Genomic DNA, 26462 nt, shown 5'->3' on the forward strand with positions numbered 1-26462 from the left:
TCCCAGGTCACACCTTTGAGCGGGATGTTCGTTAGTATCGCCCCCGTTCTGTGTATGTCGTTTGTAGGTGGGCTGGGTACGCGCGCGAATTTATGGACCGAACGCCACGGGCTAGTAATCCGTGCCGGATTCATGCGGGAGGACCCAAAGCCCGGCCGCCTCACTGGAAGCATTGACCTGCGTCCGAAGGCTCACGTGTTCCGGTAAGTGCGCTGGAGGTAGGCCCAACTGATGGAGGGCCGAGTATGTCCAAGTTTGCACGACGTACGTGGGACCTCGTAGTGAACTCCCTGCGTGTTTATCACGTGTGGAAATTCCTGCGGGACAGCTTTGATGACCGTTAAGGTCTGAGAAGTGGGCCGCCCCGGTTTCGACCGGGGCGGCTTTTTTGTACCTGGGATTTACACCCGGAAATGGCTGACCATCTGCTGCAACTGCCCGCCCAAACGCGCCAGTTCCACACTTGACTTGGCCGTCTCGTCACTGGCCGCTGCAGTCTGCTCCGACACGTCCCGCACATTCACGATACTGCGGCTGATCTCTTCCGCCACGGCACTCTGCTGCTCGGCGGCTGCGGCGATCTGCTGGTTCATCGACTGGATATTCGACACCGTACGGGTGATGTTTTCCAGCGACACACCGGCCTTGCGCGTCAGTTCGACGCTGCTGTCGGTGAGGCTGCGGCTGTTGTTCATCACGGCGGCCACTTGCTGGGTGCCGTTCTGCAAACCGGCCACCAGGCCTTCGATTTCTTCGGTGGATTTCTGGGTGCGCTGGGCCAGGCCGCGCACCTCATCGGCGACCACCGCAAAACCCCGACCCGCTTCACCGGCACGCGCTGCTTCGATGGCGGCGTTGAGCGCCAGCAGGTTGGTCTGCTCGGCCACGGCCTTGATCACGTCCATCACGCTGCCGATCTTGTTGCTCTCTTGTTGCAGGTGCGTCATGGCGTCGGTGGAGCGTGCCACTTCGGCAGCCAGACGTTCGATCTGGGCGATGGCTTCGGCCACCACCTTGTCACCGGCACGGGCTTCACCGTCGGCGGCCGAGGCAGCCTGGGACGCTTGTTCGGCGTTGCGTGCGACTTCCTGCACGGTGGCAGTCATTTCGTGCATGGCGGTGGCCACTTGATCGGTCTCGATCTTCTGGCTGTTGACCCCGGCACTGGTCTGTTCGGTCACGGCCGACAGCTCTTCGGCGGCGCTGGCGATCTGGGTCACGCCGTCACGGATGCCGCTGATCAGTTCACGCAGGGTGGTGCCCATGCGCTGGATGCCCTGTTGCAACACGCCGAGTTCGTCGCGGCGGGTCACCTGGATGTTGTGGCTCAGGTCACCGGAAGCGATGCGCTCCACCACGGCAAGGGTCTCGCGCAGTGGGCGAGTGATCTGGCGGGTGATGATCACCGCAGCCACGATGCCCACCAGCAAGGCCAGCAATGTGCTGATCAGTTGCAGGCTGCGGGCCTGGGCGCTTTCGGCGTCGCGGCGTTGCAGCTGGATGTCGTACAGCTTGTCGCTGATGGTGACAATGTCGGTGCCCTGGGTGGTCATTTCTGCCCGGGCCGAGACGATGTTGGCGTTGGCCGCCTTGTAGTTCTGCACCGCGCTGCGATAGGCGCCGAGGGCGGTTTCCAGGGCGGTCAGTGCAGGCTGTTGGCTGGCGCCAAACGCTGCGTGCAGGCCTTTCAGACCGTCGATGGCTTTCTCGATCTGCGCGGCGGCGCGGGCTTCAGTCTCGGCGTTGACGTTACCGGTGTAGCCGCGCACTTCGTAGCGGGCCAACTGGAACTGTTCCTTGGCGCTGGTCACGGCCTCGAACTGGGCAAAGCGCTCGGCGCTATCGGGCATCTGCCGCACGCTGGCGTCCAGGGCACTGATCTGCGCATTGGCGATGTCAGCCTTGTCGCCCATGACCTGGCGCGCGGCGTTACCGTTGCGGTAGGCCTCGCGCATTTTGTTCAAGGACTGCTGGTAAGCGGTGATGATCGCTTTTTGCTCATTGAGCAGCTTGAGGTTGTCCGGGCTCTTGAAGCTGTCCAGCAGCTTCTGTTGCTGGGCCACAAAACTGTCGAGGTTGGTCTGCACGTTTTGCGCCACGGCTTCGTCGCCGTTGGCCAACATGTATTGCAGGCGCACGATGCGCAGTTTGGTCAGTGAAGCGTTGAGCTGGGTGATGTCGCTCATCCAGTTGCTGCGGTCGATCAGGCCGCCCAGGCTGGTCCAGCCGGTGAGCGCGAGGATCGAGGTGAGGACCAGTACCAGGCCGAAGCCCAGGCCCAGTTTCATGTTGACGCTGATGTTGCCGAACCAACTATTCATCGCATTCCTCCAGGAACAGATTTGCGGGTACATCCGGTTGCTGGAAGTAGCGACCAGCCGATGGGTAGTCAGGAGGTATCGGCAGCCCTGGCGAGAGCTGAAACGGTTTTTTCGTGAGGGCAGGATTTATGGAACGTGAGCGACGAGCGGTCGCACCGCCCTCATGCAGAGGGCGGTGCGAGGATCAGTGGACTTGGCGCATTCTTTTGCTGGTGGTGATGATGTCGATCAACGCTTCCCTGCTGCTGAAACGGCGGTCATCCAGGTTCCAGCGATTGACGAAGTGCCCCCTGGCATCCTGCTGCAACGCGGTGTGGACCAGTACGCCGTCGCGGTTTTTATGGACCATCTCCAACCCGTCGTCCAGGGTGCGCTGAAGCAGGTAGTCGCCTTTGCGCCGCAGGCGTTGTTCGAGGCTGAGGGGTGGTGCGGGCGTGGCAGGTAGCGGCAATGGCGCACCGGCGACTTCGACGTTTTTCTTGAAGTCGTAGCGCACCAATGGCCATTGCTGCTCGCGCGGCAGCGCCTGGACGCTGGCGGGCTCACGCACAAAGCCGGTGGCCGAGCCGGGAGGCACATCGTCCAACAGCAAACTGATGCCGTTGTTGAGCTCGGCAATGCCCGGCACGCCGCGATGGGTATTGGCGTGCGTTTCGCCCACCAGTGCGACCCACTTGTGCGGCCCCTGTTGAAGCTGATCGGCGCGGATCACCTGGGTCGCAAAGTAGTTGAACATTGATGTCCTGGAGGCGGGCATGCCGTCCACCCGCAAGCTGGCGACACAGTCGAGCGCGCGGATCCGCACGTTATGCTTCATCGCCACCTGCACCAGGCTGACAAAACCGTAGGGGCTGTCGGCCGGTACGCCGTGGCCTTTGTCCAATGCGTTGAGGTAGCTCCACAGTTCATCTGGCATAAAGCCCAGGCTGTGGACGATATCCAGGTCGGCCTGATGCAGCTCGGTGGTGAGTTGCTCCATGTACAGGGTTTTTACTTCTCGCGGGCCCTTCAGGTATTCCATGTGCCGGCTGAGGAAGCCTTTGCTCGACGTACCGGCGTGGGCTTCGCCGACTACCAGGCCATCGGCGGTGTCCAGCAGTTGGTCGATAAACTTCGCCTCATCCAGGGCCGGGTCGACCGCAGGCAGTGCTCCCCGAGCAGGCGGTGTGTGTTCGGTAAAAAACGCCTGGGCCTGATCCTGAAGTTTTTTGCGGGTCTGGTCGAAGGTGGTTTGCGCCGCGCGACGGCTGCTGGCGGTCTCCCTGTAGGCGGTGGCGAAGAGCGCTTCACGCGTGCCTATCGGCAAGGTGACTTCCTCGCTGATCAGGCCCAGGTGTTCATGGGGCAGGTCAAAGGTGCTGAAGTGGCGCGGCGCCTCAACAGGCAGAGGGCGCGTTGGCCGTAGCGCGTGTGAGCGCTCCACCGAGGGCCCCGGGTGCGGCGCCGGTTGGCGTGCCGTGTGCAGCGACAGCTTCAGGTCGCCCTTGGCCAGGGCATCGCCGGGAATGCCGCCGGCCACATCCGCGATGACTCGGGTGGGTTGGTCGAAGGCGTCGTCGACCCGCAGGGCAATGCTCTTTTGCAGGTCGGCCAGGCCCGGCGTGCCGCGATAGGTGCTCATGCGTTTTTGATCAACCAACGCTATCCAGCGTTCGCCCGGTTTTTTCGCCTGGTCGTCGTTGATGAGGGTGTGGGAGTAAAAGTTGGTCAGCCGGTTGGACCGAATCGGGGCCGGGCGTGAATCAAACAGGCACAGGGTGTTTTCCAGGTCGTAGGAGCTTGAGGCGTTCAACGGCCGAACCTCAATCCCGTGCTGTTGCGCGGTGTTTACCAGCATCCAGTGGCCGTGCAACCCGTCGGGGTCGCGGTAATTTTCCTTGTCGATGGATTTGAGCTGGCCCTCGGCCCGTTTGGAGAAACCACTGGAAAACCGTGAGTGGGTTTTCAGGTGATGAATGTCGCGCCACAGCGGCTCGATATAGAGAACCGTCACGTTCAGTTCGCGCAGGTACTGCATGTTTTCGATCAGCACCTGTTTAGCCGCGGTGGAAAACGGTGCCTCGCCTACCACCAGGTTGTGCGCGTCATCGATCAGCAGCTTGAGCAAGTCACGCAGGGCAATGTCTGGCGCAGGGTTCAGGGTTTCGGCCCGGGGAACCACGGCGGGCAACCGTGCAAAAAAAGCGTCGGCGTCATCCGTCAGGGCCCTGACGTTGTCCAGGTGCTGTTTGAGTGCCGGGGCGAGTTGCCGACGCGAGATCCAGATGCTGTGGGTATTGAGGTCTCGATCCAGGTAGGCGATTTGCAGGAACAGCGCCGACCGGTCCTCGGGGGCGATGACAGCCGATACGTCGCGACGAAACTTTTCCGACAACTCATAGGGCTGGCCGAGTCTTTCAGGGCCAGGCATGCCACCGATGACACCGGAGCGCTGCCACTGGCCGTCCACCGTCTGGTTCACCAGCTTGCCGGTGGAGCGCAATTGCCCGCTGGTGTTGTCGTAGCGAAACAACAGGAATCGCCCCAGGCTGTCCGGGGTGTGCGAGGCCCACAGGCTGTCGCCGGCAAACAGCACAGGCTGCATGCCCTGGGGCAATGGGGGCTGCGGTTGCAGTTGCTTGATCAAGGTCATGGCCTGTTGGTCCTTGGTCACCCGGGCAATATGGCGTAACGGCGGACGGGCGAGCTTGACGGGGGCGAACAGCAGGGGCCGCAGGTCGGTCAACAACGTCCCGCCGGCATTGAGCAGCGCACCCAGATAGTGTCCCAGCGCGGCGGCGGTGTCGTTGCGGCTGTAGGCATGCAGGGCGAGCATCGAATCCTTGAACACCAGCAAGCCGCCCAAGGCCATGCTCAGTGCCGGGAAGGGCGCGGTCAGCACGGCAATGGTGATTTCGCCGATGACGCTGACCAGTTCCATGATCATCTGCAAGCGCCCGGTGGTGGTGCTTTTGACTTCGTCGATACGGTGACGCAGCTTTTTGTCGTAGGTGTGGTAATGCAGGTTCTTGAGCGGCAGTGCGGTGCGAGGCACTTCGTCGAACACCGGCTTGGAATACAGCCCCTTGAGCTGTGCCGGCAGGCCGGCCACCAACGCATGCAACCTCGGCTCGAACGCCGCGCGCTCAACGCTGGCGACCCGGCTGATGTAGTAGGTGTCCATGCCTTCAAGGTTTTTCAGGCGTTCGTTGAATTCCCGTTGCGGCCTGAAGGCGATGCCATCCGGTGCGTGCGGGGTGTAGAGCAGGGGCAGGTCGTTGGCGTGGTGGAACAGGTAGCAGCCATCGATCACTTGCCCGCTGATGTGCAGGGGATAGAGCCGATACCGATTGCGCACGGCATCGCTGTTATCGGCCAGGCTGTCGATGCTTTTTTCCAGCCAGGCCAGGTCGCTTGTTGCCAGGCAGCCTTGCAGGCAGCACTCAAGCGCGGCGACGTGCATGTGCAGTTGGGCAACCTCCAGGGCCATGTTGCGGCGCCATGCATAGTGGGGGCCTTGCGGGTCCAGCAGGGTTTTCTCTACCTCGGCGACATAGCGATCACCGATCCAGGTGCCTCTGACCGAGTTGCTCACCGTTTGCGCGGTGAGTCGACTCAGGTCGACGCCGGGCGGTCCCTTGAACTGCGCGGTGGTACTGGCGTCGGGGTTGATAAAGCCCAGGCTGGCGTCGTAGCCGTTGCGGTACAGCGTGGTGTAGCTGACGCGTTCGCGCGGGGTGATCACGCCCACGAGGTTTGGGTCTACCGCCGGGATCGGGTTGCCGAGCAGTTGGTTGAGGGCGGCTTTTGCCGCCTTGTGCAAGTAACTGTCGAAGTCGGGAAACTGTTGTGGGCTACCCGGGCTTGCGGCGTAGGCCTGTGCCGCGCCCAGTGCCTGTTCCTTGAGATCGGCGAGTTTCTGTCGGTCGGCTGCCGATGCCTGGCTCAGCCACTTGGGCATCTGATACAGGTATTCATCGGCCTGCATGGCCAGCGTCGTGGTGCTCATTTCCACCAGGCAGGCCTCGTAGGTGGAGGGCGCGCCGAAACTGATCATCAAATACTCAAGGCTGGCCGGGGTAAAACCCAGGGCGGAAAGCATCGCGCTGTATTTGGGCCGGATCCGGCTGACCAACTGTTCAAGCAGGTAGTCTTTCATGCTGCGCGAACCTGGAGCGGACGCTATCTCCTGGCTCCAGCCGAGGATATGCGCCTGCAATTCCCGCTCGCTGCCAAAGGCCTGGAACTGTTCGGCGCGTGGCGCGTGAGGCGTGCACAGCAGCAAGCGTTTGACCGCGCCCGTTGCATCGGTCTGGCGCAGCACCCACAGGTCCTTGAGCGGAGCCTTGTGCAGGAACAGGCAGCAGGCAGTGAGTGTGGGCGAGGGGCCTTCACTCAGGGTTTGCAGCAGTGCGTAGTCGTCCGCGCTGATATGGTTTTGCAACGATGCACTGTAGGCCAGCGCGAGCAGGCGGCTGTCGAGCATCTGCTGCATGGCTTCCTGTACGGCGGGCAAACTGTGGGCGCGCTTTTGTTCTTCGGCGAAGGTCAGGCTTGGTTGAACCTTGGCCAGCAGCTCGGCGAGGTAAGCCGGGGTGACGTCCTGGAACTCGGGCGGCAATGGCTGCTGGGCGTAGGTCAGTTGGGTGTGCTCGAGAAACTCGGAACCGGCGTGTTCATCGCCACGGTGCAAGCCACGTACCGCCAGTTGCACCAGGTTGTTGTGCTGGTTGTACGAGTTGCCTGACTTCAGGGTGCGCTCGGTGCTGATCTGCAGTTGCTCGGGGATCAGGCCCTGGATATCCAGGTCGTCGTCCAGGTGCTCAAGCAATTGCAGGCGCGCCATGGCCTCCGGCGAGGCCGCGGGGCCGAGCAGCGCCAGCACTTGCAGGCTGAGGTGTTCATAGGTGCGCAGGTGCTCGGCGAGGGTTTTGCGCTGGGCCTCATTGGCGCTGCGGTACCAGTCGGGAGCGGATTCGTGGAGCAGCTTTTCCAGTAACTGTTGCGCGCGCAGTTCCAGGCGCGAGGACAAGTCCCAAGGCGAGCAGCGCAGCGCCTGGTCCAGTTCGAGGGTCATTCTGGCGACGTCTGTCGGCGCGGGGTGGCCGTCCAGGCCAAGGGCAAACGCGATGTCCTGATGTTGTTTGTCCTGCAGGGCATTGTAGGTGTGTTCGTTCAGCGGGAGGCTGTCGATAGGCTCTGGCACCAGCGGCCAGATACTTGCCGCGCGCAAGTGCTGGTAACGGCGCGGCAAGTGTTGCAGCAGTTCCTGACGCCAGGCCGACTGCTTCAGGCGCTCTTGCAGCGTGCGGTCCAGGTGTTTGAGCGAGGTGAAAGCCTCCAGGCCTCGGGAAGGGGTGAACAGCAACACATCACCGTCCTCGATCTCCAGGTGGGTGGCCGGTGTCTGGCTGCGCGTGAGGACGAACACCCCGGCGAACTCGATGGTCTGCTGGCGGTAGCGAAACGTCAGGCGATGGATACCCGGGCGCAGCTCGGGGCCGCTGACGATATTCGTCACCAGCAGTTGGTCGGCGGGGCTGAGCAGGCGATCCTTGACCTTCAGCCTGGCCTCGGCCTCCAGCATCGGCTGGTGGCTGTCGAGTATCCAGTTCTTGCGTAGATGGCCGTTGGGCCGCCGTTCGATTTCCAGGGCCGCCAGCTTCTTGTGCAATGCCTGGCTGATGCGCGTGCGGTTCAACCGGCCGGGTTCGCCCTGGATCACCCAGTCGCCGGGGACGGTGTAATGCACTTGTGCGTTCTGCAGGCACCAGCGGCTTTCTTCTGCCAGGGCGGCGTGCAGCGCCTGCATCTCCAGCAACTCGGCAGAGGATTGTGCTGCCGGTGCGTGGCCGTTGGGGAAAATCTGTAGACGATGACCGATTTGCAGCAGGTAGCCGTTCAGTTGTTCCGGGGTAAGTGGTGATGTGTTCGGGGGCTGGGCGGGCATGGCCGGTCCTCAGGGAGTCAATGGTCCCTGAGGGTGCGCAGTCTCGGCGTGTGGATGGCGGTAGTTAGTTACTCAAGGCCTCGACCACGGTCAGTATCAGGCGTGACGGGCAATCGGTACTCAGGTGTAGCGTGTTGCGCGCCACCCTGGGATGTTCTGCCTGGCCGGGTGCTTCGCCGCTGTTGGGGTTGACGTCAAAGCGCGGGAAGTTGCTGCTGGCGATGTCGAGGCGCAACCGGTGGCCGCGCTGGAACAGATTGCAGGTGGCGAAGGGTTCGATCACCACCTTGACCCGCTCCCCCGGGGTCAGCAGGGTGGGGTGCTCCCAGGTGTTTCGGTAGCGGGCCCGCAGGATGCCGTCGGTGATGTTCATGGCGTAGCCGTCCGGGTAGACGTCGACCAGTTTGGCGGTGAAGTCGGTGTCGGGCGCATCGCTGTCGATCCACAGTTCCACGCGCAGCGGGCCTGCGACGATCAGGTCGTGGCTGAGTGGCTCGGTCTGGAAGCTTAAGACATCGCTGCGCTCGGCCAGGGGGCGCTGGTCGCCACGGGTACCGAAGAAGTCCGCCCGCTCGCGTTGGTCGAAAGCGCCGCCGACAAAAATCGGCGCGCCGGAGGTCAGGGCGCCACCGATGGTCGGCACCGGATCGGCCGGGTCGGCGCAGTAGCTGAGCTGGCCCTCGGTGGTCGGCGGTTCAGGTTGCAGTTGGCGTTGTGCGGTGAGGTGCAGGGTGAGTTGCCGGCTATCCGGTAGCGGCCATTGATGACTGTCGATCCAGTGCCCGCCATGTTGCAAGCGCCCCTGTTGATCGCGCTCACCGGTGCCACCGCCCATCAAGAACACCTTCACCGCCGCGGGTGCAGGCAGCGGCGAACCCTTGAGGGTGCGTTCAAACCAGTCCAGGCGGCAGCTCAACCAGTCTTTCGCCACCTGCCCGTCGAAAGCCGCTGGTGCACCAAATTGCGCATCGCCACTGTGAGTGATATTGCGATCACCATGCAGCCAGGGGCCCATGATCAACTGATGCTGCGCCGTACTGCCGGCGCAAAACGCCGCGTAGTTGGCGAGGGTCGAACTGACATAGGCGTCGTACCAACTGGACATGAACAGCACCGGGATATCCGGCAGATCGTGGTAATGCCCTTCGGCGTAGATGCCCGGTGCTTGCCAGTACGGGCCGAAGTCGCCCTGGGCCCACTGCTCCAGCAGATAGGCTTCGTACTCCGGCACATGCCGCAGGGGCGATTGCCCGGCGTGCCACGGCATGCGCTTGAACCACTGGTGGATGTCTTCCTGTTCGAGGGCTTCGAGGATCTTCGGATCCGCCAGGGCCGCCGGGCTTTCCTTGGCCTGGCGAAACGCCCAGGTGGCCTGCTTGAGCTCCAGCGCGCCGCCCTGGCGAATCCCGCATTGGTAGGCGTTGGCGAAGCCGCCGCTGTCCAGCACCATGCTGGCGAGGCCCGGCGGATGCAGGCAGGCCATCGCCAGTTGCGTGTGGGCGGCGTAGGACAGGCCCATGCTGCCAATCTTGCCGTTGCACCACGGCTGCTCGACGATCCAGGCCAGGGTGTCGCAACCGTCTTCGCCCTCGGCGGTGTATTTGGTGAACACGCCTTCGGAGGCATAGCGCCCGCGGCAATCCTGGAAGATCGCGACAAAGCCCTGGGCCGTGAGCCGCGCGGCCATCTGCTCGCGGGAAATATGCTGGCCGTCGAGCTGGATTTCCGAGCGCGATGGTTTGCTCTTGTCGTACGGGGTGCGTTCGATCACCACCGGAAAAGGGCCTGGACCGTGGGGCAAGTAGATATCGGTGGCCAGGTGGATGCCGTCGCGCATGGCGATCATCTGGTTGTGCAGCGTCTGCATGGGAAAAACACTCATGGGGTCAGTACCCGGTGCCTACGGCAATGGCCAACAACACCATCGCCAGCACCGCATAGATCAGAAACAGCGGCAGTATGTAGCGTGCCCACTGGCCCCAGCCGACGTTGGCCGTGGCCAGCAATACCAACAGGCCGCTGGAGGTCGGGGTGATCATGTTGGTCAGGCCGTTGCCCATCAAAAACGCGAACACCGTGGTTTGCGGGCTGACGCCGGAGAGCTGTCCCAGCGGCCCGAAGATCGGCATGGTCACCGCCGCCTGCCCCGAGGTGGACGGGATCAGTACATCCAGCCCCAGTTGTGCGAAGAACATGCCGTAGGCCGAGACCACCGGGCCATGATCGCCCACCAGATTGGCGAGGCTGTTGACGATGGTGTCGAGCACCTGGCCGGTGCTGAGGATGATTTCCACGGCGGTCGCCAGGCCGATCAACACACCGGCGATCAGCACCTTTTTCATGCCGTCGACAAAGGCGCTGGCGGCGGTGCTGGCGCCAAGCCCGGCGATCACCGTGAAGGCCACGGTTAGCAGCAGGTAGAACGCCGACAGCTCGTGGTATTTCCACTCCCAGCGGTTCGAGGCGTACACCAGGAAACCAATGCCGGCCCCCAGCACGATCAGGTTCAGCAGGTGGCGCAGGGGCAGCGGCTTGCGTTCGAAGGTGATCTGCGCGCTGGCATCAAACCCGTGCTTGCGGATACTCCACAGTACGAACGCGATGCCCACCAGCAGGAACGTGCAGTAGGCCAGGACGCGCATGCTCAGGCCGCTGAAAATCGGCAGCCCCACCATCGGCTGCGCCACGGACAGCGCCACCGGGTTGGAGATGGAGGCCAGGTAGCCGATCTTCACCGAGATGGCCACGATGGCCAGGCCGATCAGGTTCGACAGCCCCAGGCGGTTGGCCATGGCCACCATCAACGGCACGATCAGGATGAATTCCTTGGCCAGGCCCATGAAGGTGCTGCCGGCGGAAAACACCAGCATCAGGCTGGGCACCAGCACGTAGATATTGCCCCGGGTCAGCCCCAGCAGGCGTTCAAGACCGGCATCAATCACACCGGCCTTGTTCAACACGCCGAACATCCCACCGATGAACAGCACCATGAAAATCAGCGCAGCGCGTTTTTCGATGCCTTGGGGAATGGCCATGAAGCCCTCGACCAACGATACCGGCCGAGCGACCGTATCGCTGGCCTTGCGCGGTTCGAGGGAGAACAGTTGGCCCAGGGAGTCGTGCTTTTCCAGCACCTGATAGGAGCCCGGAACCACCAGGCCGTTCTGGCGCTGGAACTTGCCCGAGTTCACCGCGTAGGTGAAGGCGACAGCCAGCAGCACGATGCTCAACAGAATGATGGCCGGGTTGATCTGCTTGCGCTGCGCGGGTTTTTCCACCGGCGTTTCAGTGGGCGAGTGGGTACGGACGATCTGCGGTTCGGTCATGCTGGCTGCCCCGGTGTGCGCTGTTATTGTTGTGTCGGGTGACACTTGTGGAGCGGACACTAGGGCAAAGTTTTAACGGCGACAACGTTATGCGCGGGCTGGGTTGGGCTATGCGTTTTGTGCGGCCAGGCGGTGCTTGAGGTGCTCGGCAAACGCCGTCACCACCTTGGACCTGGGTTCATCCGCGCGAAACGCCAGGCCGAATGCATAGGGCAATGCCGGTCGAAACGGGCGGACCACAATCGGCAAATGCATGAAGTGGCTGGCCAGCAAACCATTGACGATCGACACCCCCAACCCCTCGGCGACAAAGCTGCACGCGGCGCCCACCGAGTGCACTTCCACCCGCACCTGTGGCGTCAGGTTGGCTGCGCGAAACACCTGGTTCAACTCCGCCCGCAGGGCCCGTTGCCGGCCCAGCATTACCAGCGGCACGTCCCGCAGGTGTTGCACTTCGATGCAGGCGTGGCGGGTCAGCGGATGGTCAGCGGGCATCACGCACACGCCTTCGGTTTCCAGCACCGGTTCAATCTCGAAGTCGGGAATCTCGGTAGGCAAGCGCACAAAACCGAGGTCGGCGGAACGGTCGAGCACGGCCCGTTCGATCATGTCGTAGGAACCGGTCAGCAGCTCGACGACGATGTCTTCCCGGCCCTTGAGAAACTCGGCGACGATCCGCGGCAGCAGCTCCTGGGTCATGCTGGTGGGCACCCCGACCTTGATCAGGCTCTTGCGCGAACGGCCCACGCGCATCTCATCTGCCAGGCGCTGGATACGCTGCATGCCGTCGACCAGGCCGGCCACTTCGGCGAGCAGTTCTTCAGCCTCCGGGGTCGCCATCAAGCGGCCCTTTTTGCGCAGGAACAACGCGAAACCCAATGCCTCTTCCAGCTGGCTCAACAACCGGCTGACCGCGGATTGCGACAGGCCCATGCGGGTCGCCGCACCGATGGTCGAACCGGTGGACATGATCGCCTTGAAGGCTTCGAGCTGCTTGAGATTCACCGTGATTTTCCTGTGGTTTGAGGGCTTTGCGCATAGCCTGATGCGCTTCTCGCATAACGTTGCCGGGCGTTCGAGGAGCCGTTAGTGTCCGCCGCAATGCGAGGCGCCGTCCAGCGTATCGCAGGCAGCAACTGCCCATAAAAAATCACAATACGGCATTCGGGAGACGGTTATGCGTGAGCTTTTCACGAGGGGAGGAGTGGTGTGCACGGGCTTGCTGGCGAGCCTGTCACCGGCATTGATGGCCCAGGGTTTCTGGGAGGATTCCCACGGCAAATTGACCTTGCGCAATTACTATTTCAACGACGGTTACCGCGACGGCGGCGAGGACCGCAAGGAGTGGGCCCAGGGCTTTTTGCTCAACCTGCAATCGGGTTATACCGAAGGCACGGTGGGTTTCGGCCTCGATGCGCTGGGGTTGTCGGGGATCCGGCTCGACTCCAGCCGCGCCCATGCTGGCACCGGGCTGTTGCCGGTGCACGACGATGGCCGCGCGGCCAGCGAATTCTCAAGCCTGGGCGTGACCGCGAAGATGCGCATCGGTGAAGCCGTGGTGAAAACCGGCACGCTGCTGCCGAAGATTCCAGTGCTGGTGTACAACGATGGCCGGCTGCTGCCGCAAACATTCCAGGGCACTCAGGTCGAGTACAGCGGCGTCCGTAACCTGTACGTGCACGCCGGGCACCTGGACAAGTTCAAGCTGCGAAACTCGACCGACAGCGTGGACATTTATCCCCAGGGTTACAGCGGCAAAAAGGGCAGCGACTTTGATTTCGCCGGCGCCACCTATGCCTTCACGCCCAAGCTAAGCGGTACCTGGTACTACGGCGAAATGCGTGAATTCTATCGCCAGCAGTTCTTTGGCCTGGTGCATAAACAGCCAGTGGGTGCCGGCAGCCTGACCAGTGACTTGCGTTACTTCATCAGCAACGAAGCGGGCGAGGCACGCAACGGCAAGGTCGACAGCGACATGTTCAGCGGGTTGTTCACCTACCGGCTAGGGCCGCAGGCGCTGGGCGTGGGTTATCAGAAAGTCACCGGTGATACCGCGTTGCCCTACGCCAGCGTGTCGACGGTGTATTCCTTCAGCAACGCAGGTGTCGGCAAATTCATCCAGGCTGGTGAGCAAACCTGGATGCTGCGTTATGACTACGACTTGGTCGCTGTGCTGCCGGGCCTGACCTTCATGACCCGTTACTACAAGGGCCAGAACGGTGACTTCAAGGGCCGCGAAGCCCGTGAGTGGGAGTCGGACACCAACCTGCGCTACGTGATCCAGGACAGCACCTTCAAAGGCGTAGGCATCGAGTTGCGCAAGGCCACGTATCGCTCGACCTATGCGAGCGATCGTGACAACTACCGGGTCTACCTCACGTACGACCTGGCGCTGTGGTGACAGGCCCTACTGCTCGACGAAATAGTACGGCTGACGGTTGATCGCCATCTCCTTGACCACCCTCACCGGGACGTTCAGCCGGTCAGTATTGTCCACCAGGGCCACGTTGCCGGGCTTGGCCGCGAGGTAACTTTTGAGCTCCTCCGGCGTCTGCAGGATCGTCAAGTAACCCTGCATGTAGAACACCCCGGCGCCGGCGATCCGCTCGTTGGCCTGATACAACACCACCTCTTTGCCCTGCGCCTGCATTGCCTGGATCTGGCTGATTACCGGCACAAACGACTGGCGCACATCGGCCTTGGGCGCGAACCAGAAAGCCGCAATCAGGTAGCAGGCCACCACCACGGTGAAGAAGCCACCTACCAGACCCCGTCGGTTTTCATAAACGTGTTCGGCAATGTGTGAAACCTGTCCGCGACTTTTCAGCCAGCCCAGCAAGACGCCGCCGTACTCGGCGGCCAACACTGCCGCGGCGGGCGTCAAGGCCATCAGATAAACCGTGCGCTTGCTGGAGGCGAACGTCAGCAGGGTGAACTGTGCTACCAGCCATACGCTGAAAAACAGCCGGTAGCGGTTGCGCACCAGGCTTTTGCGGAAGTGCCACAGCCCCAGGTACACCAGGATATTCCAGGGCAAAAAGGCTTCGGGCAGTTTGACGATGTAGTAATAGAACGGCTCGTAGTGACCGGCTTCGACAAACGAACCGCTGAAGCGCCCGACGCTGTTGGTCAGCAGCACTTCACGTACCCCCTGCAACCCGTCGCGCTGGTACAGGAAACCCAGCCAGATCATCAGCGGCACCAGCGCCAGCAGCGTGAACAGCCCGGGCTTGACCCAATCGCCGAGCTTGAAGCGTTTATCCATCAGGCTGGTGCTGGCCAGATAGACGAAGATCACCACGCCCGGCATGGCCAGGCCCAGAACCCCTTTACTCAGCGTGGCGATGACCATCCCCAAGGTGAACAGCAACCAGGTGCCCAGGTTGGAACGGTCGCGCTCCGACTCGGGGCGGTTGGCCTGATAGAACGCCAGCAGGGCCATGGTGACCCCGAGGGTGAGCAGCGAATCTTCACCCACACCGCGCACATTGCTCCAGTAACTGGCCATGGTCGCCAGCATCAGCGCCGCGACAAACGCCAGCGTCTTGGGCCGGCCAAACTTGCGCAGCATCCCGTACAGCAGCATCACACTGAACAGCCCGGCAAACGCCGACGCCAGACGCACTGCCCAAGTGGTACCGCCAAACAGGCGAATCGCACCGGCGTCGAGCCACAGGCTCAGCGGCGGTTTCTCCAGGAACGGTTCACGAAACAATCGCGGCACCACCCAATCGTTATCCAGGTGCATCGCCATGGCGATCCCGGCCACACGGGCCTCGGTCGAGCCTTGCAGCTCGTGATTGCCGAGGGCAAAGAAAAACAACAGCGCAGCGAGCAGGAGCAGCAGAGGAGCGGAACGCGTCATGGATTCTGGCTACCGGGGCAGGGGGCCGTTCGGGGGAACGGCCCGGGCGATCGGTGAGTATACGAGGGCGATTCTTAATAATTCGTGAATGAATGTGAGGTTTTTGTAGGGTCAGGATTGTTTCAGCAATGGCCAGTGGGTTAGCCAGCGTTTGGAGGTGATGCGTTGTTGGTAGATGGCGTGTTTTTCCTGGGTGAAGCGGGGCGTGGGTTTGAGTTGGAGATTGAACAGGTCCGCCAGGCCGAGAGGGGCTGAAACTTCGCATACGTCCACTGCGGTTCTTCTGACGGCTACTGCGGTGGCGGTTTCGGGCCAGAAGCGCATGGCGTCGCTGGCGTTGCGGTAAGGTGCATCGCCGTTTCGCAGGTGCATGCGGGCCTGGTTTTTGACGGACCAGTCGATGGAGGGTTCGGCTGCGTGTAAGAGGGCTTCGAGGCGGCGGTCTTCGTCGGGGCTGGTGCAGGTGGCGTCGAACCACAGTACGTCGACGTCACCGGTCAGTGGTGATAGGGGGCGACCGTGGAGGTGATCCCATACCGCGTTGCGTACGAAGCCGGCGCCGATCCAGCAGTCGGGGAGGGCGAGGGAGCGGACGATGTCCAGTAGGTGCCAGCGTTGGGCATCGCTGCTGATCAGGGTCTGGAGGGCTTTCTCGCTCAAAGGATAACGGCCTCTTTTACAACGATCCCCAGGTCATTACTGACTTTCACCACCCTCACCTCATCGCGATAACCGATCCACGTGGGGCGGCAGATTTTAATCGTATTATTCAGCTCAGCATCGAAGACCGTGATTCCGCTGCAGCTTTTACTGCCGCCTGACGAATATTCGTAGTGAGCCGTATAGCTGCTGCGGGTGCCGCCCGAACATAAAATGGCCAATGAAAACAGCGTCACCGAGAACAGCGTGCATAGGATGAACATCCCGGCAAACGCCTTAAGCAGGGTCCATTTTTTTTCGAGCCGCAGCTGAGGTTTTCTTACCCGCCAGACAATCACGGACGCAGCCAGGGTCAGGACGAGAGATACGGATAAACAGGCTTTCTCCGCGACCGGTTTGAAGTGGATGGCCGGTGAGATGCTGAACTGCCATATAAACAGCACGGCCAACAGAAGCTGTACGCCCAGCACGACAGGTATCAGGTAGGCGTAGGAATTCTTGTTCACTGCGGCACACATCCTTATGTTTCAACAAAGGTGGGGTTTATCTTAAAAGAAAATAGACCCTCACCTTTTCTTACTTTTGGGGCGCTCAAACGGATCGTCATGTTTCCTGTCAGGAAACGGACCTTCCCGTAGCTTCTGAATCTGCCGTTGGCACAAGAATGTCCAGTGCGCGCTTCACCAGCAACTCACCGAGGACGCTCAATTGCTGGGTGGCCAGGAGTTTATGGCGAAAGGCGCCATCGAACTCGAAAGCCAGGTCGGTAGTGAGCGCGTTCAGTGAGGCGAGGGTTTCGCAGGCCTGTACGAGCAGGGTTTCGGGGTCGATGTTTTGGGCAATACAGAAGATATCCGCGCCGGATTGGCTCGGGCATGGAGGATTGGGGCTGTGCTTTTTCATGACTGCAACTCCTTGATTGGTGGAGTCGCCAGACATCGCTGCTAAACGAAAAGGGTGGCGACTGTACGCGGGTTAGCAGACCAGGAATCAAGGAACCCAGCGCACTCGAAAGTGCCCCACGCACAGCCGCCATAACGCGGACTAGCGAACGCGGATGCTTCGCTTGAACGGATGGTGGCATTGCATGCCTTGATATTAACCGAGCTGCTAAACCCGGTCGCTGATTTTGCAGCGACGTTTCAAGGCTAGTCGTGTCGATTGATGAGCACCAGTTCATCAAGGGCTCGATGTCTTGCGGGAAAAATCCGAAGGGCTAATCTGCTGTGTGTTTCCAGGAGCACAGAAACAACAAAACCCGCACAAGGCGGGTTGGGCCGGGGGAAGCTGAAAAGCTTTCTCATCTTATTAATTTATATAAAGAATAATAATATTAAATTTTTGCTGGAATACCAATTGGAATACCGCTCTACCGGGCAATACTCACCACGATCGGTGGTATGAGTTCATCAGAGCGGAGATGACGTTAAGCAAGCATGTAAATCTTAAATATCTTGTAGGAAACTTCCTCATTTTTGGTAGGCTTTTGCCATCAGTCTAGAGGAAATGGAATGCCCGCAGTCATCGTTGAAAACGACACATCGCAATGGCAAGACGAAACCGGTGCTGTCTATCACTTCCCCAAGCGGTACCAAGCCTGGTTTGCTGAAGGAACCGAAGTGATCTATTACAAAGGACGCATCAAGGACAAAACCTTTGCTTCTGTCCGTCTCAGCGCCGATCCGCATTATTTTGGTATGGCACGCATCGGCAAGGTCTACGCAGACCGGAGGAGTGATAAGGGTGACCTTTTTGCTTTGATCGAAAACTTCACTCCGTTTGAAGGCGCTATCCCCTCGAAAATTAACGGAGTGTACCTAGAGACGATCCCCGCTACTCGAGTGAACAACTATTGGCGTGACGGGGTTCGGTCCATTTCCCAACTGGATTACGATGCAATCCTAAGTCATGCGAAGCTCCTGTCTTCCCAGGCTGAACAGGTCGCACCAAATTTCGAAGGCGATCCATTGACCTTTGAATCGGCCAATGAAGGCAGCAAATTAAGTTACTTTGGAACCCGCTACGAGCGCCGGAAAGATCTGAGGGTGAAGGCCATTGCTATCCACGGCCTTGACTGCAAGGCATGTGGCTTTGATTTCGAACAGGCGTACGGCGAGCACGCGAAGGGGTTCATTCACGTTCACCATATAGTGCCGATTTCGGACTTTGGTGGTGAGAAAGCCGTGAATCCTGAGACTGACCTCGTCACGTTGTGCGCGAACTGTCACGCGGTGGTCCATCGCAAGCGGCATATGACTCTGAGCGTTGATGAGCTGAAAGGAATGTTGCGCGGGCGATGGGTAATCGAGCCTTAGTTTTCTACTGTGTTCAACCTACCTTTTTTGTGAGGCTGAATCCTGGATAGTGACATCCTACCGGAGGGCCCATCAGCCGTTACTGTGCCTGGCAAGTCGGCTCTCAAAGTATTGCGCGGTCTCCTGATCAGTACAGTATAGGTAGCAGCCTTTCATCCCCCGAGTCATCAATGTTCGATACGTGTTTTTGATTATCAGGTCTGTTTCTTGCTGTGCCAGAGCAGGTTGCTCCTTCATCAACTTCTTCCAGCCACGAATCGATTTGTCGTTCTTATCTCGCTCATTCGGCGACGTTACCACCTGCCCATCACGCACGACTAGATCTGATCCGATGATCACTCCAATATAATCAACTTCCAGCCCTTGGCAGGTGTGGATACAACCGACCTGTTCAATGGAATTCTCAGCGATGATCCACAAGCTGCCATCCTGATCCAGATTCCATTGGCGTGCGTAGTCATTGCCGATAACGATGTCAGTGGCCTTGGAGTCTTTCTTGCTGAGCCAAGGCCAGCAATAGCCCGCGACCACACGAGCCTTGTTTCCATGGTTTTTCTCGTCAATGGCGTCATGCAGCGCCTGAGGTGAGTCGAATACCTTGAACTCGTACTCCGAGATGTTGAGCGTCGGATTTGCTGTCGAGCGAATGCCAAGCACGTCATCCAGCCATGCCATGTAGCCGTCAGAACCACTGCAACGAAACTGTGAAGACAGCACATATTCCTCGACAACAGCACCCTTGGCTTCGGCAAAGGCGCGTATTGCCTTCTTGCTGCCTATGTCGCTCAGGGTCACACGCTGATCTTCATCGATGAAGAAAATTGAGCATTTCGCTGATTCGATCAGCTCCTTGATCTGGTTTTCGCCAAGGTTCCCATAAAGCCCGCTTTTCTCATTCAGGCGGTGGGCTTCGTCCACGATAAGCGCATCGAATGTGTTGGGCTCAGTGTCGATGAACGCTCCAGAGCCTGAAAAGAAATTCGAGAAATGGCTGCGTTTGATGGTGCCAACCAGTTTGCTTTCGTAGACCTTGCGTGGGGCGGCATTCTTCGAGACATATTTGCTTAACAACCTCAATTCTGTGAGCCTCACCAGTAAATTGATAGCCAGAACAGTTTTTCCGGTGCCCGGCCCCCCCTCAATGATCAGCACCTTTGGTGCCTGGTCCGAGGCTTCGCTTGCTGCCGCAAGCGCTGATTCAAAAATTGCTTTTTGATCGTCAATCAATACGAACTCTGGCTTGCCTGTCATCAGCCCTTCGAGGGCCTCGGCTAGCGCTTTGGACGGACGGATTTTCCCATCGGACAGTTCGTAGAGAACCTCCTTGTTGTCGCCGTGAGCAATATGCTTTTTCAGGAAGCTTCTGAGTTTGGTGAGTTCCTCCGGCCCTTTCAAGAACAGTGGGGCTTTGCTGATGTGGGGCTCGTAGTGAGCTGAGTCGATGATGCCGTCGCTGACGTAGTTATGAAGGTAGGCACACGGACGGATCTCGATGCTTTTGTCATACACCGCCTCGTTGAAGCCCTCCAGCAGCGCGGCGTATGACCATACTTGATAGGACGGGTGAATGGTTTCAACGAGGCCACCACCCAATGCCGTTTTGACGATGGCATCCTTGGTAGTGGCGCTGGCCTTGCTCCATTGCTTTAATTCGATCAAGACGGCTTTTTTTGCCTGATTTGCGTCGCGACCGGTGAGCAGAAAATCGATGCGCTTCGACGACTGCGGAATGTGCAGCTCAATGGCCAGGCCCGCGTCGCTCGGCAGGCCTTCATCCCTAAGGACCTTGGCCATATACGTTAGAGATCCTTGCCACGACCTGATTTCCGAGGTGCCAACGTTCTTGCCGGTAGCTTCCTTGTAATGCCTGAGGATCACCTCCTCAATGTCATCGTTATCGTTGTCTTTAAGAAATTGCTGTTTGGTCGCAGCGTAGACGATCACGGGCTGTCCTTAGATTCGAGTTGTTCAGAGTCGGTCGTACTTTTTGCTGCTGCTTTTGGCTTTATCCACGGGGTACTTCTGGCCGTTCGAGGCGAGTTTCCGTGTCACCGCCTCGTTGAGGTCGATGCCGAGTACGCTGCTCAGGCGAACCAGGTACATCAGTACGTCCGCCAGTTCGTCCTTGACGGCTTGGCCGATTTCGGGATCTGTTGCGGCGGAGATCGAATCGGCATCGCTCATCCATTGGAAAATCTCGCACAACTCTCCTACCTCGCCAGTGAGCGCCAAGATGAGATTTTTTGGGGAGTGGAACTGCCGCCAGTCGCGATCATCTGCGAAACGCTGAAGGGATGCGGCGAGCTTCATTACGTCAACCAGTGGCGCTGATGAGCTGTCTGAGTCACTCACGGGGCTATCTCTTGAGTATCGGGTGGGGGGGCAAAAAATGTGTAGAAAATCTGGCCTAAGATTGTAAGAGTTTTCGCTGCTTGCGCAGCTTTTTTGTGTTTTTCTCACACGCTCTCTGCAGGCCGCATTGCTTGCCAGTGTTCGCTAGGTACTTTGAGCGTGGCCAAGTAGGTCGCGACGACCCCATGCCCACGGACTAGCGGCCTTTTCTCGCTCTGTTCGTTGGTTTTCAGACTGGACCGATTCTGGTTAGCAGGTGATGGCAATCGGCACCAGACGAACGGATTATTGCCGCGGGGGCTAGACACTTCTCCCCGAACTGGTCAGCGGCAACAGCCCTGAGCGCGCCTCCGGCACCAGACGAACGGTATGTTTCGGGGGGGCTAGGTTTTCTGCGGGTCTGGAAGTCGGTGGAAAATTTGGCGTAATGAGCCCTCAACGAACTGGATAAGCAGTCATCCTTTTCAATACACCGACACTCAGCTTCGATACGAAATCGAAGGGCGCAGCACGTTGGCCCCGACGTTTGCATTGGCTAAGGTGCGATGGTTTTTGAGGGCGTAAACGTGGGCACCGGCGCGGTTATTGCCGCTAATGCGGTGGTGACAAAGCATTTATTTCTGGACCTGCGACAGTCTGGTGAATTACCGATGACCTGTTTTCGGCGGCGCAGCCGGAGGCTTCGGAAAGGTTATGCCGGTGCTGGACCAGATCAATGGGCGTAGGGGGGCGGGACGTTGAAGGTGGCGACTGTGCTGTCGCGCCGGATTGGAGGATGAAGCGGGATCTGCTTAGTCAGCGGTACACGACCTGCATGGCGGAGTTGTTCACAGTCAAAGGCTAGGTCGACCGAACCCACTAGTGCCATATTGACATTAATGGCTATTAAGCATCAATGTATTCCTTTTGACTGAACAAAGGGAATTTGAGATGTTTGATTTGGTGATTTTTGATTTAGATAACACCTTGGCTTCAACTAATGATTTGGAAGAATTTCGCGGACGCGCACATTTAGGCGAGCAAAATCAAAATTACAAAGACCGGCTCGTTGCGAAGATCGAAGAGCAGAAACGTCGATTGTTATCGACACAATTCTTTGAGGATCTGCGAGATAACAATCCAGACATCAAGCTGGCAGTTTTCACCAAGTCACCTAAGGAATACGCCAATATTGTATTGGACGAGGTTTACCCAGAAATCGATTGGGACTCCGTCGTAGCATTCGAAGACGTGAAACACACGAAGCCGGATCCGGAAGGGATTTATTTGGCTGCAGAGGACTGTGGTATCACTCAAGGTAAAGCAGTTTTGCTAGTGGGGGACGACCTCGGGGATGTCGAAGCGGCTTACAGCGCAGGAATTCGCGTGGTATTGGCCGAACTCGAAGACCAAAAGAACTATGAAGCGAGAAAGCGAATACCTGACGCGTCAGTTGTCAAGGAAAAAACAGTATACGAAGCGATTGTTGACATAAAGCAGAAATTGCCAGTCCTCGAGCGATTAGTAGAAGGCGGCGACTCAAATAGCACTTACTTTGGGAGAGTGTGCCGGATTGGACACTTTCCGCCAAAGTCGATAGCGGAAACGAGACACCCGCTCCAGGTTATTTCCTTAGGTAGATTGTTCACAGAGCATAAGGCGCTTAAAGAAAGACGGCAATGGCATGCTCTTACTGATGAGATTGTGAAGTTCAAAGATACTGATAATTTCCCGTCAGAATGGGCGGAGTGCGTCCGAGATGCAATTGATGACCAAATTAAGCAATACAGAAAAAGAAAAGGCCCGAGCCACATGTTTAAACGGTACAACGTGCTAATCACAGTTGCACCCACAAAAGCCGACAGGCCGCCTCGGATGGAAAACTTTCTTGAACTGATCGGGTCATCATGCGATGAGAACCCACTGTCTAACAGCTCGGTTGAAATCGCCCCTGAAGCATTTGAGTTCTCTGAAGAGGCGAGATCCCATCATGGTGAACACTTGTCCCAAATTCAGCGGTTTGAAAATGTCCGTGACTGCTTGTCGGTAGGTGACGCCGAGTTCGAAGATAAATTAGTTTTCTTGATCGATGATGTTGTCACCACAGGGGCGACTCTCTACTATATGGACAAATACAGTAGGGAGAATGGCGCGCAAGAGGTGTTTTGCATTAGCTTGGCGCACACAATCTCAGCGGCTAGAGAAATAAAATGACGAGCGATGACGCTTACAATGCTTTGATCCTGAGTGGGTTAAAGGGAGTTGGGCCTAGCACGATTGAAAAGGTGCTGGGGCTTTCTTCCTATCCACTCAAGACGACTCTTGAGCTTTGTGAGTACGCCTACGAACTGCGTAAAAACTCCTTGACTGTTGAGCAGTTCGATGAGGCTCGGAGGTATGCCGACTTTCAGGTGGATATGGCATCCAAGAACGACACGAGGGTTATCAGCCTATTGGATGCTGAGTTTCCAAAAGCCTTGGTGGCCTCCGGGGTCCGTCTTGTGGTTCTTTATGTCAAAGGAAATGTAGACGCGCTGAATATCCCCTCAGTCGCTGTAATTGGAACAAGAGAGCCTACTTCCCATGGTGAAGAAATAACAAAGCGAATAACGGATTGGATGGTTCAACAGGGGTGGGCGATCGTAAGTGGTCTCGCATTGGGTTGCGATAGCATTGCACATAAGCAGGCAATCGAGTCGGGAGGCAAAACAGTAGCTGTTATGGCTCATGGCTTGCAAACCATTTCACCGTCGCGGAATAAAGACCTGGCGACATCAATACTATCCAGCGATGGAGCATTGGTGTCGGAGTTTGGTTTTGACATAAAGCCAGTTCCAACCAACTTTGTGATCAGGGACAAAACCCAGTCCGCCCTTTCTCGCGGAGTGATAATGATCCAGTCGGACTTGGTAGGTGGAAGCTTGCATGCATCCCGGGCAGCAATCAAAGACCAGCGCCCACTGATTGTCCCATTCCCAACCGATAAGGATATAGCACATTCTGAAAGCAAAATTTCAGCAAATCTCTTGCTAGCCTCAGACGATGCCATAGGCAAGTGCAAGTTGTTGAAGTGTGTTTCCGCCGGATTGGAAAACCTTCATATTATTAGGCGGAAAGGGGATTACGGTAGAATGTTGGAAATCCTATCTAGGGGTCTTTCTCAGTAATAGGCAGCATCTGTTGATAAAGGCTAGCGGTAATTGCCGAGTTTGATGAGAACTCCGCCGCGTTGTCAGGAAGAGTGGTAACACCATGCTTGTGCTCAGCAAGCATGGTGTTAGTTTTCTCAACCACGTCTACTAGATCATATAGAACTTTATGCACGTTCAGCCCCGCATTGCGGGGCTTTGATGTATGGTGCGGCACCAGACGAACGGTAGTGGCCGGCGGAGCTAGGTTTTCTGCGGGTCTGGAATTCGGTGGAAAATTTGGTGTACCCCTAATAGTAACTATAAACAAATCGACTCGTCATGGCGTTCAGTGGAATCGAAACCGGCATTTAAAAAGTGTCCTCGCATTGCCGGCGTGTAAGATTTTTTGAATTCGTGTCGCTAAATTAAAGCGCGCTGCGCTGACACCAAGTTCAATATTACAGTGTTCAGAGAAATTTTAGAAAGATGGCTCGACACCCACTCGCCTCAGTAACTCACATTGAATTTCTACTGCGGACAATCGTCGTTTTCCTGCGTCAGTTTTAACGTAAACTTCTTGACTCCCCGTTGCGAATAGCAGGGTCCGGCGAACTGCTGGGATTCTCACCTCGACGAGATATAGACCGTCAATAATTTTCATACCGTCACTTACGGGGTGCAATTCTATCTGATAAGCAGTCGGTGCTATCGCTGGCGCAATTTTATGGAGCTTCTCTGTGACGACTCGCCGAAGCTCATCACATTCTCGCTCTGACAAAGACACACCAATAATAGATAAGTCTTCGTCGCGAACACCCCAATATATTGAGCCATTTTGCGAAACTCCAGCATTCATGAAAGCCACCGCATACTGATCGACAAGTGATTTTATTGATCCTATTGGATTATTTCCTTTTATCTCCTTCAGTTCGCAAATGCGGCTCTCTTGGTTCGGGAATTTAGCCCCTTTTATCCACGCTGGAGTTTGCCCCCGTTTGCGCCCAGTGCTTTGTGGCGCGAAGAGACGGTTGTTGTAACCCGCCAACGCATCTGACCTCCTCTCAGGTTGAAATATTTCGATGGTTTTGCCATTTATGAAAAAGTCTTCCCGGTTTGTGAAAACCACTACTTGGGAAAGTTTTGCTATTTCATTTAGAACCTCAACCGCAAAGACCCGAGTTGGCTGATCCCAATGCATCCCGAGACCATCTATCAAAAGCGGCAGGCTTGATTTTGTCTTTTTTCGTATAGCTAGTTCTCGCACAACGAGAGCTAAGTCGTGCTCACCTCGTGACCCGATATATTGATTGGATGACCAGTTGTTACGTATCTGTAACCATCGCTCGTGATACTTAATACTTTCCGGTAACTCGCTTTCGATTACTTTCAGATCGTCATTTATCAGATCGTGCGATTCGCCTCCTTCCGCTAGAACTAGGCGCGCCCCGTTAGGGTCACTCATTGTAGCTAAGATTTGAATCGCCAATGGACATGGCTCCTGTGAAACGGAGACCCTCCCAGGCGAGTTCTCTATGACAAAAAGCGTCGCCTTCTCAGTAAAAAAACCTTCAATCAGTGTGACTGATACCTCTGACGGTCCAGTGGCACCTTCGCGAATCTGGACAGCAGGCCGCCCCACGATCGCAGCAATAATGGCACCACGAAGCTGAGTCTTCCCAGTTGCGTTGACCCCCACTACCATGTTGATGGCAGCCCCCGAAAATTCGAAATCTGCCTTGGAAAAGGGACCAAAGTTTCTAAGCGAGACGTGTTTTACATACATATCTGATCCTCTAAGCTCGTAGTCCGGCTTGCAGACGTTCGTTTTCACCCAGCTTGGGCCGGTTGCTGACCGTCGCCTAGTCGTTGAACTGCCGAGATTTTCCTAAGCGAGTCGTGAGCAAGCGCACGGTCAGCAGATAGTCATAGCACGTCGATCCAGCGTGGTGGCGCACGTAGTGATTTAGAATCCATACGAAATGCTTTCGCTGCCAGCCACATGGGCTATTTCGGTTCCAAGGATCACAGATTGCCGCTGGAATTGTCTTTGCCTGGTAGGTGACGCTGGTGCATGGAATGCGACCCGGTCAAAACAGCTGCCTTGAACAGCTACATATCGAATGGCTTGCTCATGCGCGACCACCAATGTAAGCCGATACCACGTCGATACGACCTTGCCCCGGAGGAAAGGCGACGGATCTATTTTCCTGATTAAAAATGGGGTGTCTGCGCGCAGTGGTGCTAGCTTTGAACACAACATCTGCTTGCTAATGTTTCGGTAGAGCTATTACCCACCCCAAGGAAAACTCGTGATGGATCTACACCAGACGAACGGTAGCTAGGGGCGAAGCTAGGTTTTCTGCGAGGATGGGAATTCGATGGAAAATTTGGCATACCCCAATCCGTAACCATAAATGAATCAGCTAGTTATGGACTTAAGGGGAATCGAACTCGGGAGTTCCTTCTTGTGATTGGAGTCCTTGAATCCTATCTCGAACGCAGATTGACAAGCTCAGGGTATGCGCATGCTGTTGGGCCGGGTTGAACCCTTACGGTAGACAGGTGTAATGGCATAATGATAACT

At 57.6% G+C, this 26462-nt stretch carries 17 protein-coding genes and 1 pseudogene; 5 read left to right on the top strand and 13 right to left on the bottom strand.

What is annotated here, in order from left to right; all coding sequences use genetic code 11:
- Positions 1 to 401 precede the first annotated feature (401 nt).
- The 6 genes and pseudogenes from HX815_RS31900 to HX815_RS12960 all read right to left on the bottom strand — a co-directional run bounded on the left by HX815_RS31900 (position 402) and on the right by HX815_RS12960 (position 12581).
- Positions 402 to 1265 carry a methyl-accepting chemotaxis protein gene (locus HX815_RS31900; RefSeq protein WP_371132985.1) on the bottom strand — a complete coding sequence of 288 codons (864 nt, stop codon included), beginning with the start codon at positions 1263 to 1265 and terminating at the stop codon, positions 402 to 404.
- A pseudogene (locus HX815_RS31905) lies at positions 1257 to 2354 on the bottom strand (methyl-accepting chemotaxis protein); the annotation flags it as partial. The gene HX815_RS31900 and the pseudogene HX815_RS31905, both read right to left, overlap by 9 nt.
- Positions 2355 to 2505: 151 nt before the next feature.
- A complete protein-coding gene (locus HX815_RS12945; RefSeq protein WP_177028364.1) occupies positions 2506 to 8250 on the bottom strand; it encodes a membrane-targeted effector domain-containing toxin in 5745 nt (1914 codons plus the stop codon).
- Between the two features lie 64 nt (positions 8251 to 8314).
- The gene (locus HX815_RS12950; RefSeq protein ID WP_177028394.1) at positions 8315 to 10117 is read right to left on the bottom strand and encodes a CocE/NonD family hydrolase; all 1803 of its coding nucleotides are present in this window, start codon (positions 10115 to 10117) and stop codon (positions 8315 to 8317) included.
- A 19-nt stretch (positions 10118 to 10136) separates the two neighbouring features.
- Entirely contained in the window at positions 10137 to 11576 is a 1440-nt protein-coding gene (locus tag HX815_RS12955) for a YfcC family protein (RefSeq protein ID WP_177028365.1), read from the bottom strand.
- Positions 11577 to 11684: 108 nt separating this feature from the next.
- A complete protein-coding gene (locus HX815_RS12960) occupies positions 11685 to 12581 on the bottom strand; it encodes a LysR family transcriptional regulator (RefSeq protein WP_003212270.1) in 897 nt (298 codons plus the stop codon).
- A 172-nt stretch (positions 12582 to 12753) separates the two neighbouring features.
- On the opposite strand from HX815_RS12960, the gene HX815_RS12965 reads away from it, so the two are divergent.
- Positions 12754 to 13977, top strand: a complete 1224-nt coding sequence (locus tag HX815_RS12965) for an OprD family porin (protein WP_177028366.1) — start codon at positions 12754 to 12756, stop codon at positions 13975 to 13977.
- 6 nt (positions 13978 to 13983) lie between these two features.
- Here HX815_RS12965 and HX815_RS12970 read toward each other — a convergent pair whose 3' ends face one another.
- The 4 genes from HX815_RS12970 to HX815_RS12985 form a co-directional block, all read right to left on the bottom strand.
- The gene (locus HX815_RS12970; RefSeq protein ID WP_177028367.1) at positions 13984 to 15441 is read right to left on the bottom strand and encodes a glycosyltransferase family 39 protein; all 1458 of its coding nucleotides are present in this window, start codon (positions 15439 to 15441) and stop codon (positions 13984 to 13986) included.
- Positions 15442 to 15552: 111 nt separating this feature from the next.
- Positions 15553 to 16101 (bottom strand): nucleotidyltransferase family protein, encoded by a 549-nt coding sequence (locus HX815_RS12975; RefSeq protein ID WP_177028368.1) that lies wholly within the window; start codon positions 16099 to 16101, stop codon positions 15553 to 15555.
- Positions 16098 to 16607 carry a hypothetical protein gene (locus tag HX815_RS12980; RefSeq protein ID WP_102370220.1) on the bottom strand — a complete coding sequence of 170 codons (510 nt, stop codon included), beginning with the start codon at positions 16605 to 16607 and terminating at the stop codon, positions 16098 to 16100. The genes HX815_RS12975 and HX815_RS12980 overlap by 4 nt, the downstream gene beginning before the upstream one ends.
- A gap of 109 nt (positions 16608 to 16716) precedes the next feature.
- Positions 16717 to 17004 (bottom strand): DUF6124 family protein, encoded by a 288-nt coding sequence (locus HX815_RS12985; protein ID WP_177028369.1) that lies wholly within the window; start codon positions 17002 to 17004, stop codon positions 16717 to 16719.
- A 608-nt stretch (positions 17005 to 17612) separates the two neighbouring features.
- On the opposite strand from HX815_RS12985, the gene HX815_RS12990 reads away from it, so the two are divergent.
- On the top strand, positions 17613 to 18416 hold the full coding sequence (locus HX815_RS12990) for an HNH endonuclease (RefSeq protein ID WP_177028370.1): 804 nt from the start codon (positions 17613 to 17615) through the stop codon (positions 18414 to 18416).
- 72 nt (positions 18417 to 18488) lie between these two features.
- Here the strand turns inward: HX815_RS12990 and HX815_RS12995 are convergent, their stop codons facing one another.
- Together HX815_RS12995 and HX815_RS13000 are read right to left on the bottom strand one after the other, a co-directional pair.
- Positions 18489 to 20360, bottom strand: coding sequence for a DUF2075 domain-containing protein (locus HX815_RS12995; RefSeq protein ID WP_177028371.1), 1872 nt, complete (start codon positions 20358 to 20360; stop codon positions 18489 to 18491).
- 24 nt (positions 20361 to 20384) lie between these two features.
- Positions 20385 to 20768: a nucleotide pyrophosphohydrolase gene (locus HX815_RS13000; protein WP_177028372.1), complete on the bottom strand. Its 384-nt coding sequence runs from the start codon at positions 20766 to 20768 to the stop codon at positions 20385 to 20387.
- Between the two features lie 715 nt (positions 20769 to 21483).
- Between HX815_RS13000 and HX815_RS31910 the strand changes: the two genes are divergently transcribed.
- The 3 genes from HX815_RS31910 to HX815_RS13015 all read left to right on the top strand — a co-directional run bounded on the left by HX815_RS31910 (position 21484) and on the right by HX815_RS13015 (position 23914).
- Positions 21484 to 21612, top strand: a complete 129-nt coding sequence (locus HX815_RS31910) for a DUF4113 domain-containing protein (protein WP_177028373.1) — start codon at positions 21484 to 21486, stop codon at positions 21610 to 21612.
- 86 nt (positions 21613 to 21698) lie between these two features.
- Positions 21699 to 22961, top strand: coding sequence for an HAD-IA family hydrolase (locus HX815_RS13010; RefSeq protein ID WP_177028374.1), 1263 nt, complete (start codon positions 21699 to 21701; stop codon positions 22959 to 22961).
- Positions 22958 to 23914, top strand: coding sequence for a DNA-processing protein DprA (locus HX815_RS13015; RefSeq protein ID WP_177028375.1), 957 nt, complete (start codon positions 22958 to 22960; stop codon positions 23912 to 23914). The genes HX815_RS13010 and HX815_RS13015 overlap by 4 nt, the downstream gene beginning before the upstream one ends.
- 442 nt (positions 23915 to 24356) lie before the next feature.
- Here HX815_RS13015 and HX815_RS13020 read toward each other — a convergent pair whose 3' ends face one another.
- Positions 24357 to 25661: an ATP-binding protein gene (locus HX815_RS13020; protein WP_177028376.1), complete on the bottom strand. Its 1305-nt coding sequence runs from the start codon at positions 25659 to 25661 to the stop codon at positions 24357 to 24359.
- Positions 25662 to 26462: the final 801 nt, after the last annotated feature.

It is taken from the genome of Pseudomonas sp. E6002 (assembly GCF_013385565.1).
Lineage (GTDB): Bacteria > Pseudomonadota > Gammaproteobacteria > Pseudomonadales > Pseudomonadaceae > Aquipseudomonas.

What these genes read in the sequence shown, in the direction of transcription:
- HX815_RS31900 (WP_371132985.1), bottom strand. Translation starts at nt 1,265, where the DNA reads ATGGGCACCACCCTGCGTGAACTGATCAGCGGCATCCGTGACGGCGTG.
- HX815_RS12945 (WP_177028364.1), bottom strand. Translation starts at nt 8,250, where the DNA reads ATGCCCGCCCAGCCCCCGAACACATCACCACTTACCCCGGAACAACTG.
- HX815_RS12950 (WP_177028394.1), bottom strand. Translation starts at nt 10,117, where the DNA reads ATGCAGACGCTGCACAACCAGATGATCGCCATGCGCGACGGCATCCAC.
- HX815_RS12955 (WP_177028365.1), bottom strand. Translation starts at nt 11,576, where the DNA reads ATGACCGAACCGCAGATCGTCCGTACCCACTCGCCCACTGAAACGCCG.
- HX815_RS12965 (WP_177028366.1), top strand. Translation starts at nt 12,754, where the DNA reads ATGCGTGAGCTTTTCACGAGGGGAGGAGTGGTGTGCACGGGCTTGCTG.
- HX815_RS12970 (WP_177028367.1), bottom strand. Translation starts at nt 15,441, where the DNA reads ATGACGCGTTCCGCTCCTCTGCTGCTCCTGCTCGCTGCGCTGTTGTTT.
- HX815_RS12985 (WP_177028369.1), bottom strand. Translation starts at nt 17,004, where the DNA reads ATGAAAAAGCACAGCCCCAATCCTCCATGCCCGAGCCAATCCGGCGCG.
- HX815_RS12990 (WP_177028370.1), top strand. Translation starts at nt 17,613, where the DNA reads ATGCCCGCAGTCATCGTTGAAAACGACACATCGCAATGGCAAGACGAA.
- HX815_RS31910 (WP_177028373.1), top strand. Translation starts at nt 21,484, where the DNA reads ATGGGCGTAGGGGGGCGGGACGTTGAAGGTGGCGACTGTGCTGTCGCG.
- HX815_RS13010 (WP_177028374.1), top strand. Translation starts at nt 21,699, where the DNA reads ATGTTTGATTTGGTGATTTTTGATTTAGATAACACCTTGGCTTCAACT.
- HX815_RS13015 (WP_177028375.1), top strand. Translation starts at nt 22,958, where the DNA reads ATGACGAGCGATGACGCTTACAATGCTTTGATCCTGAGTGGGTTAAAG.
- HX815_RS13020 (WP_177028376.1), bottom strand. Translation starts at nt 25,661, where the DNA reads ATGTATGTAAAACACGTCTCGCTTAGAAACTTTGGTCCCTTTTCCAAG.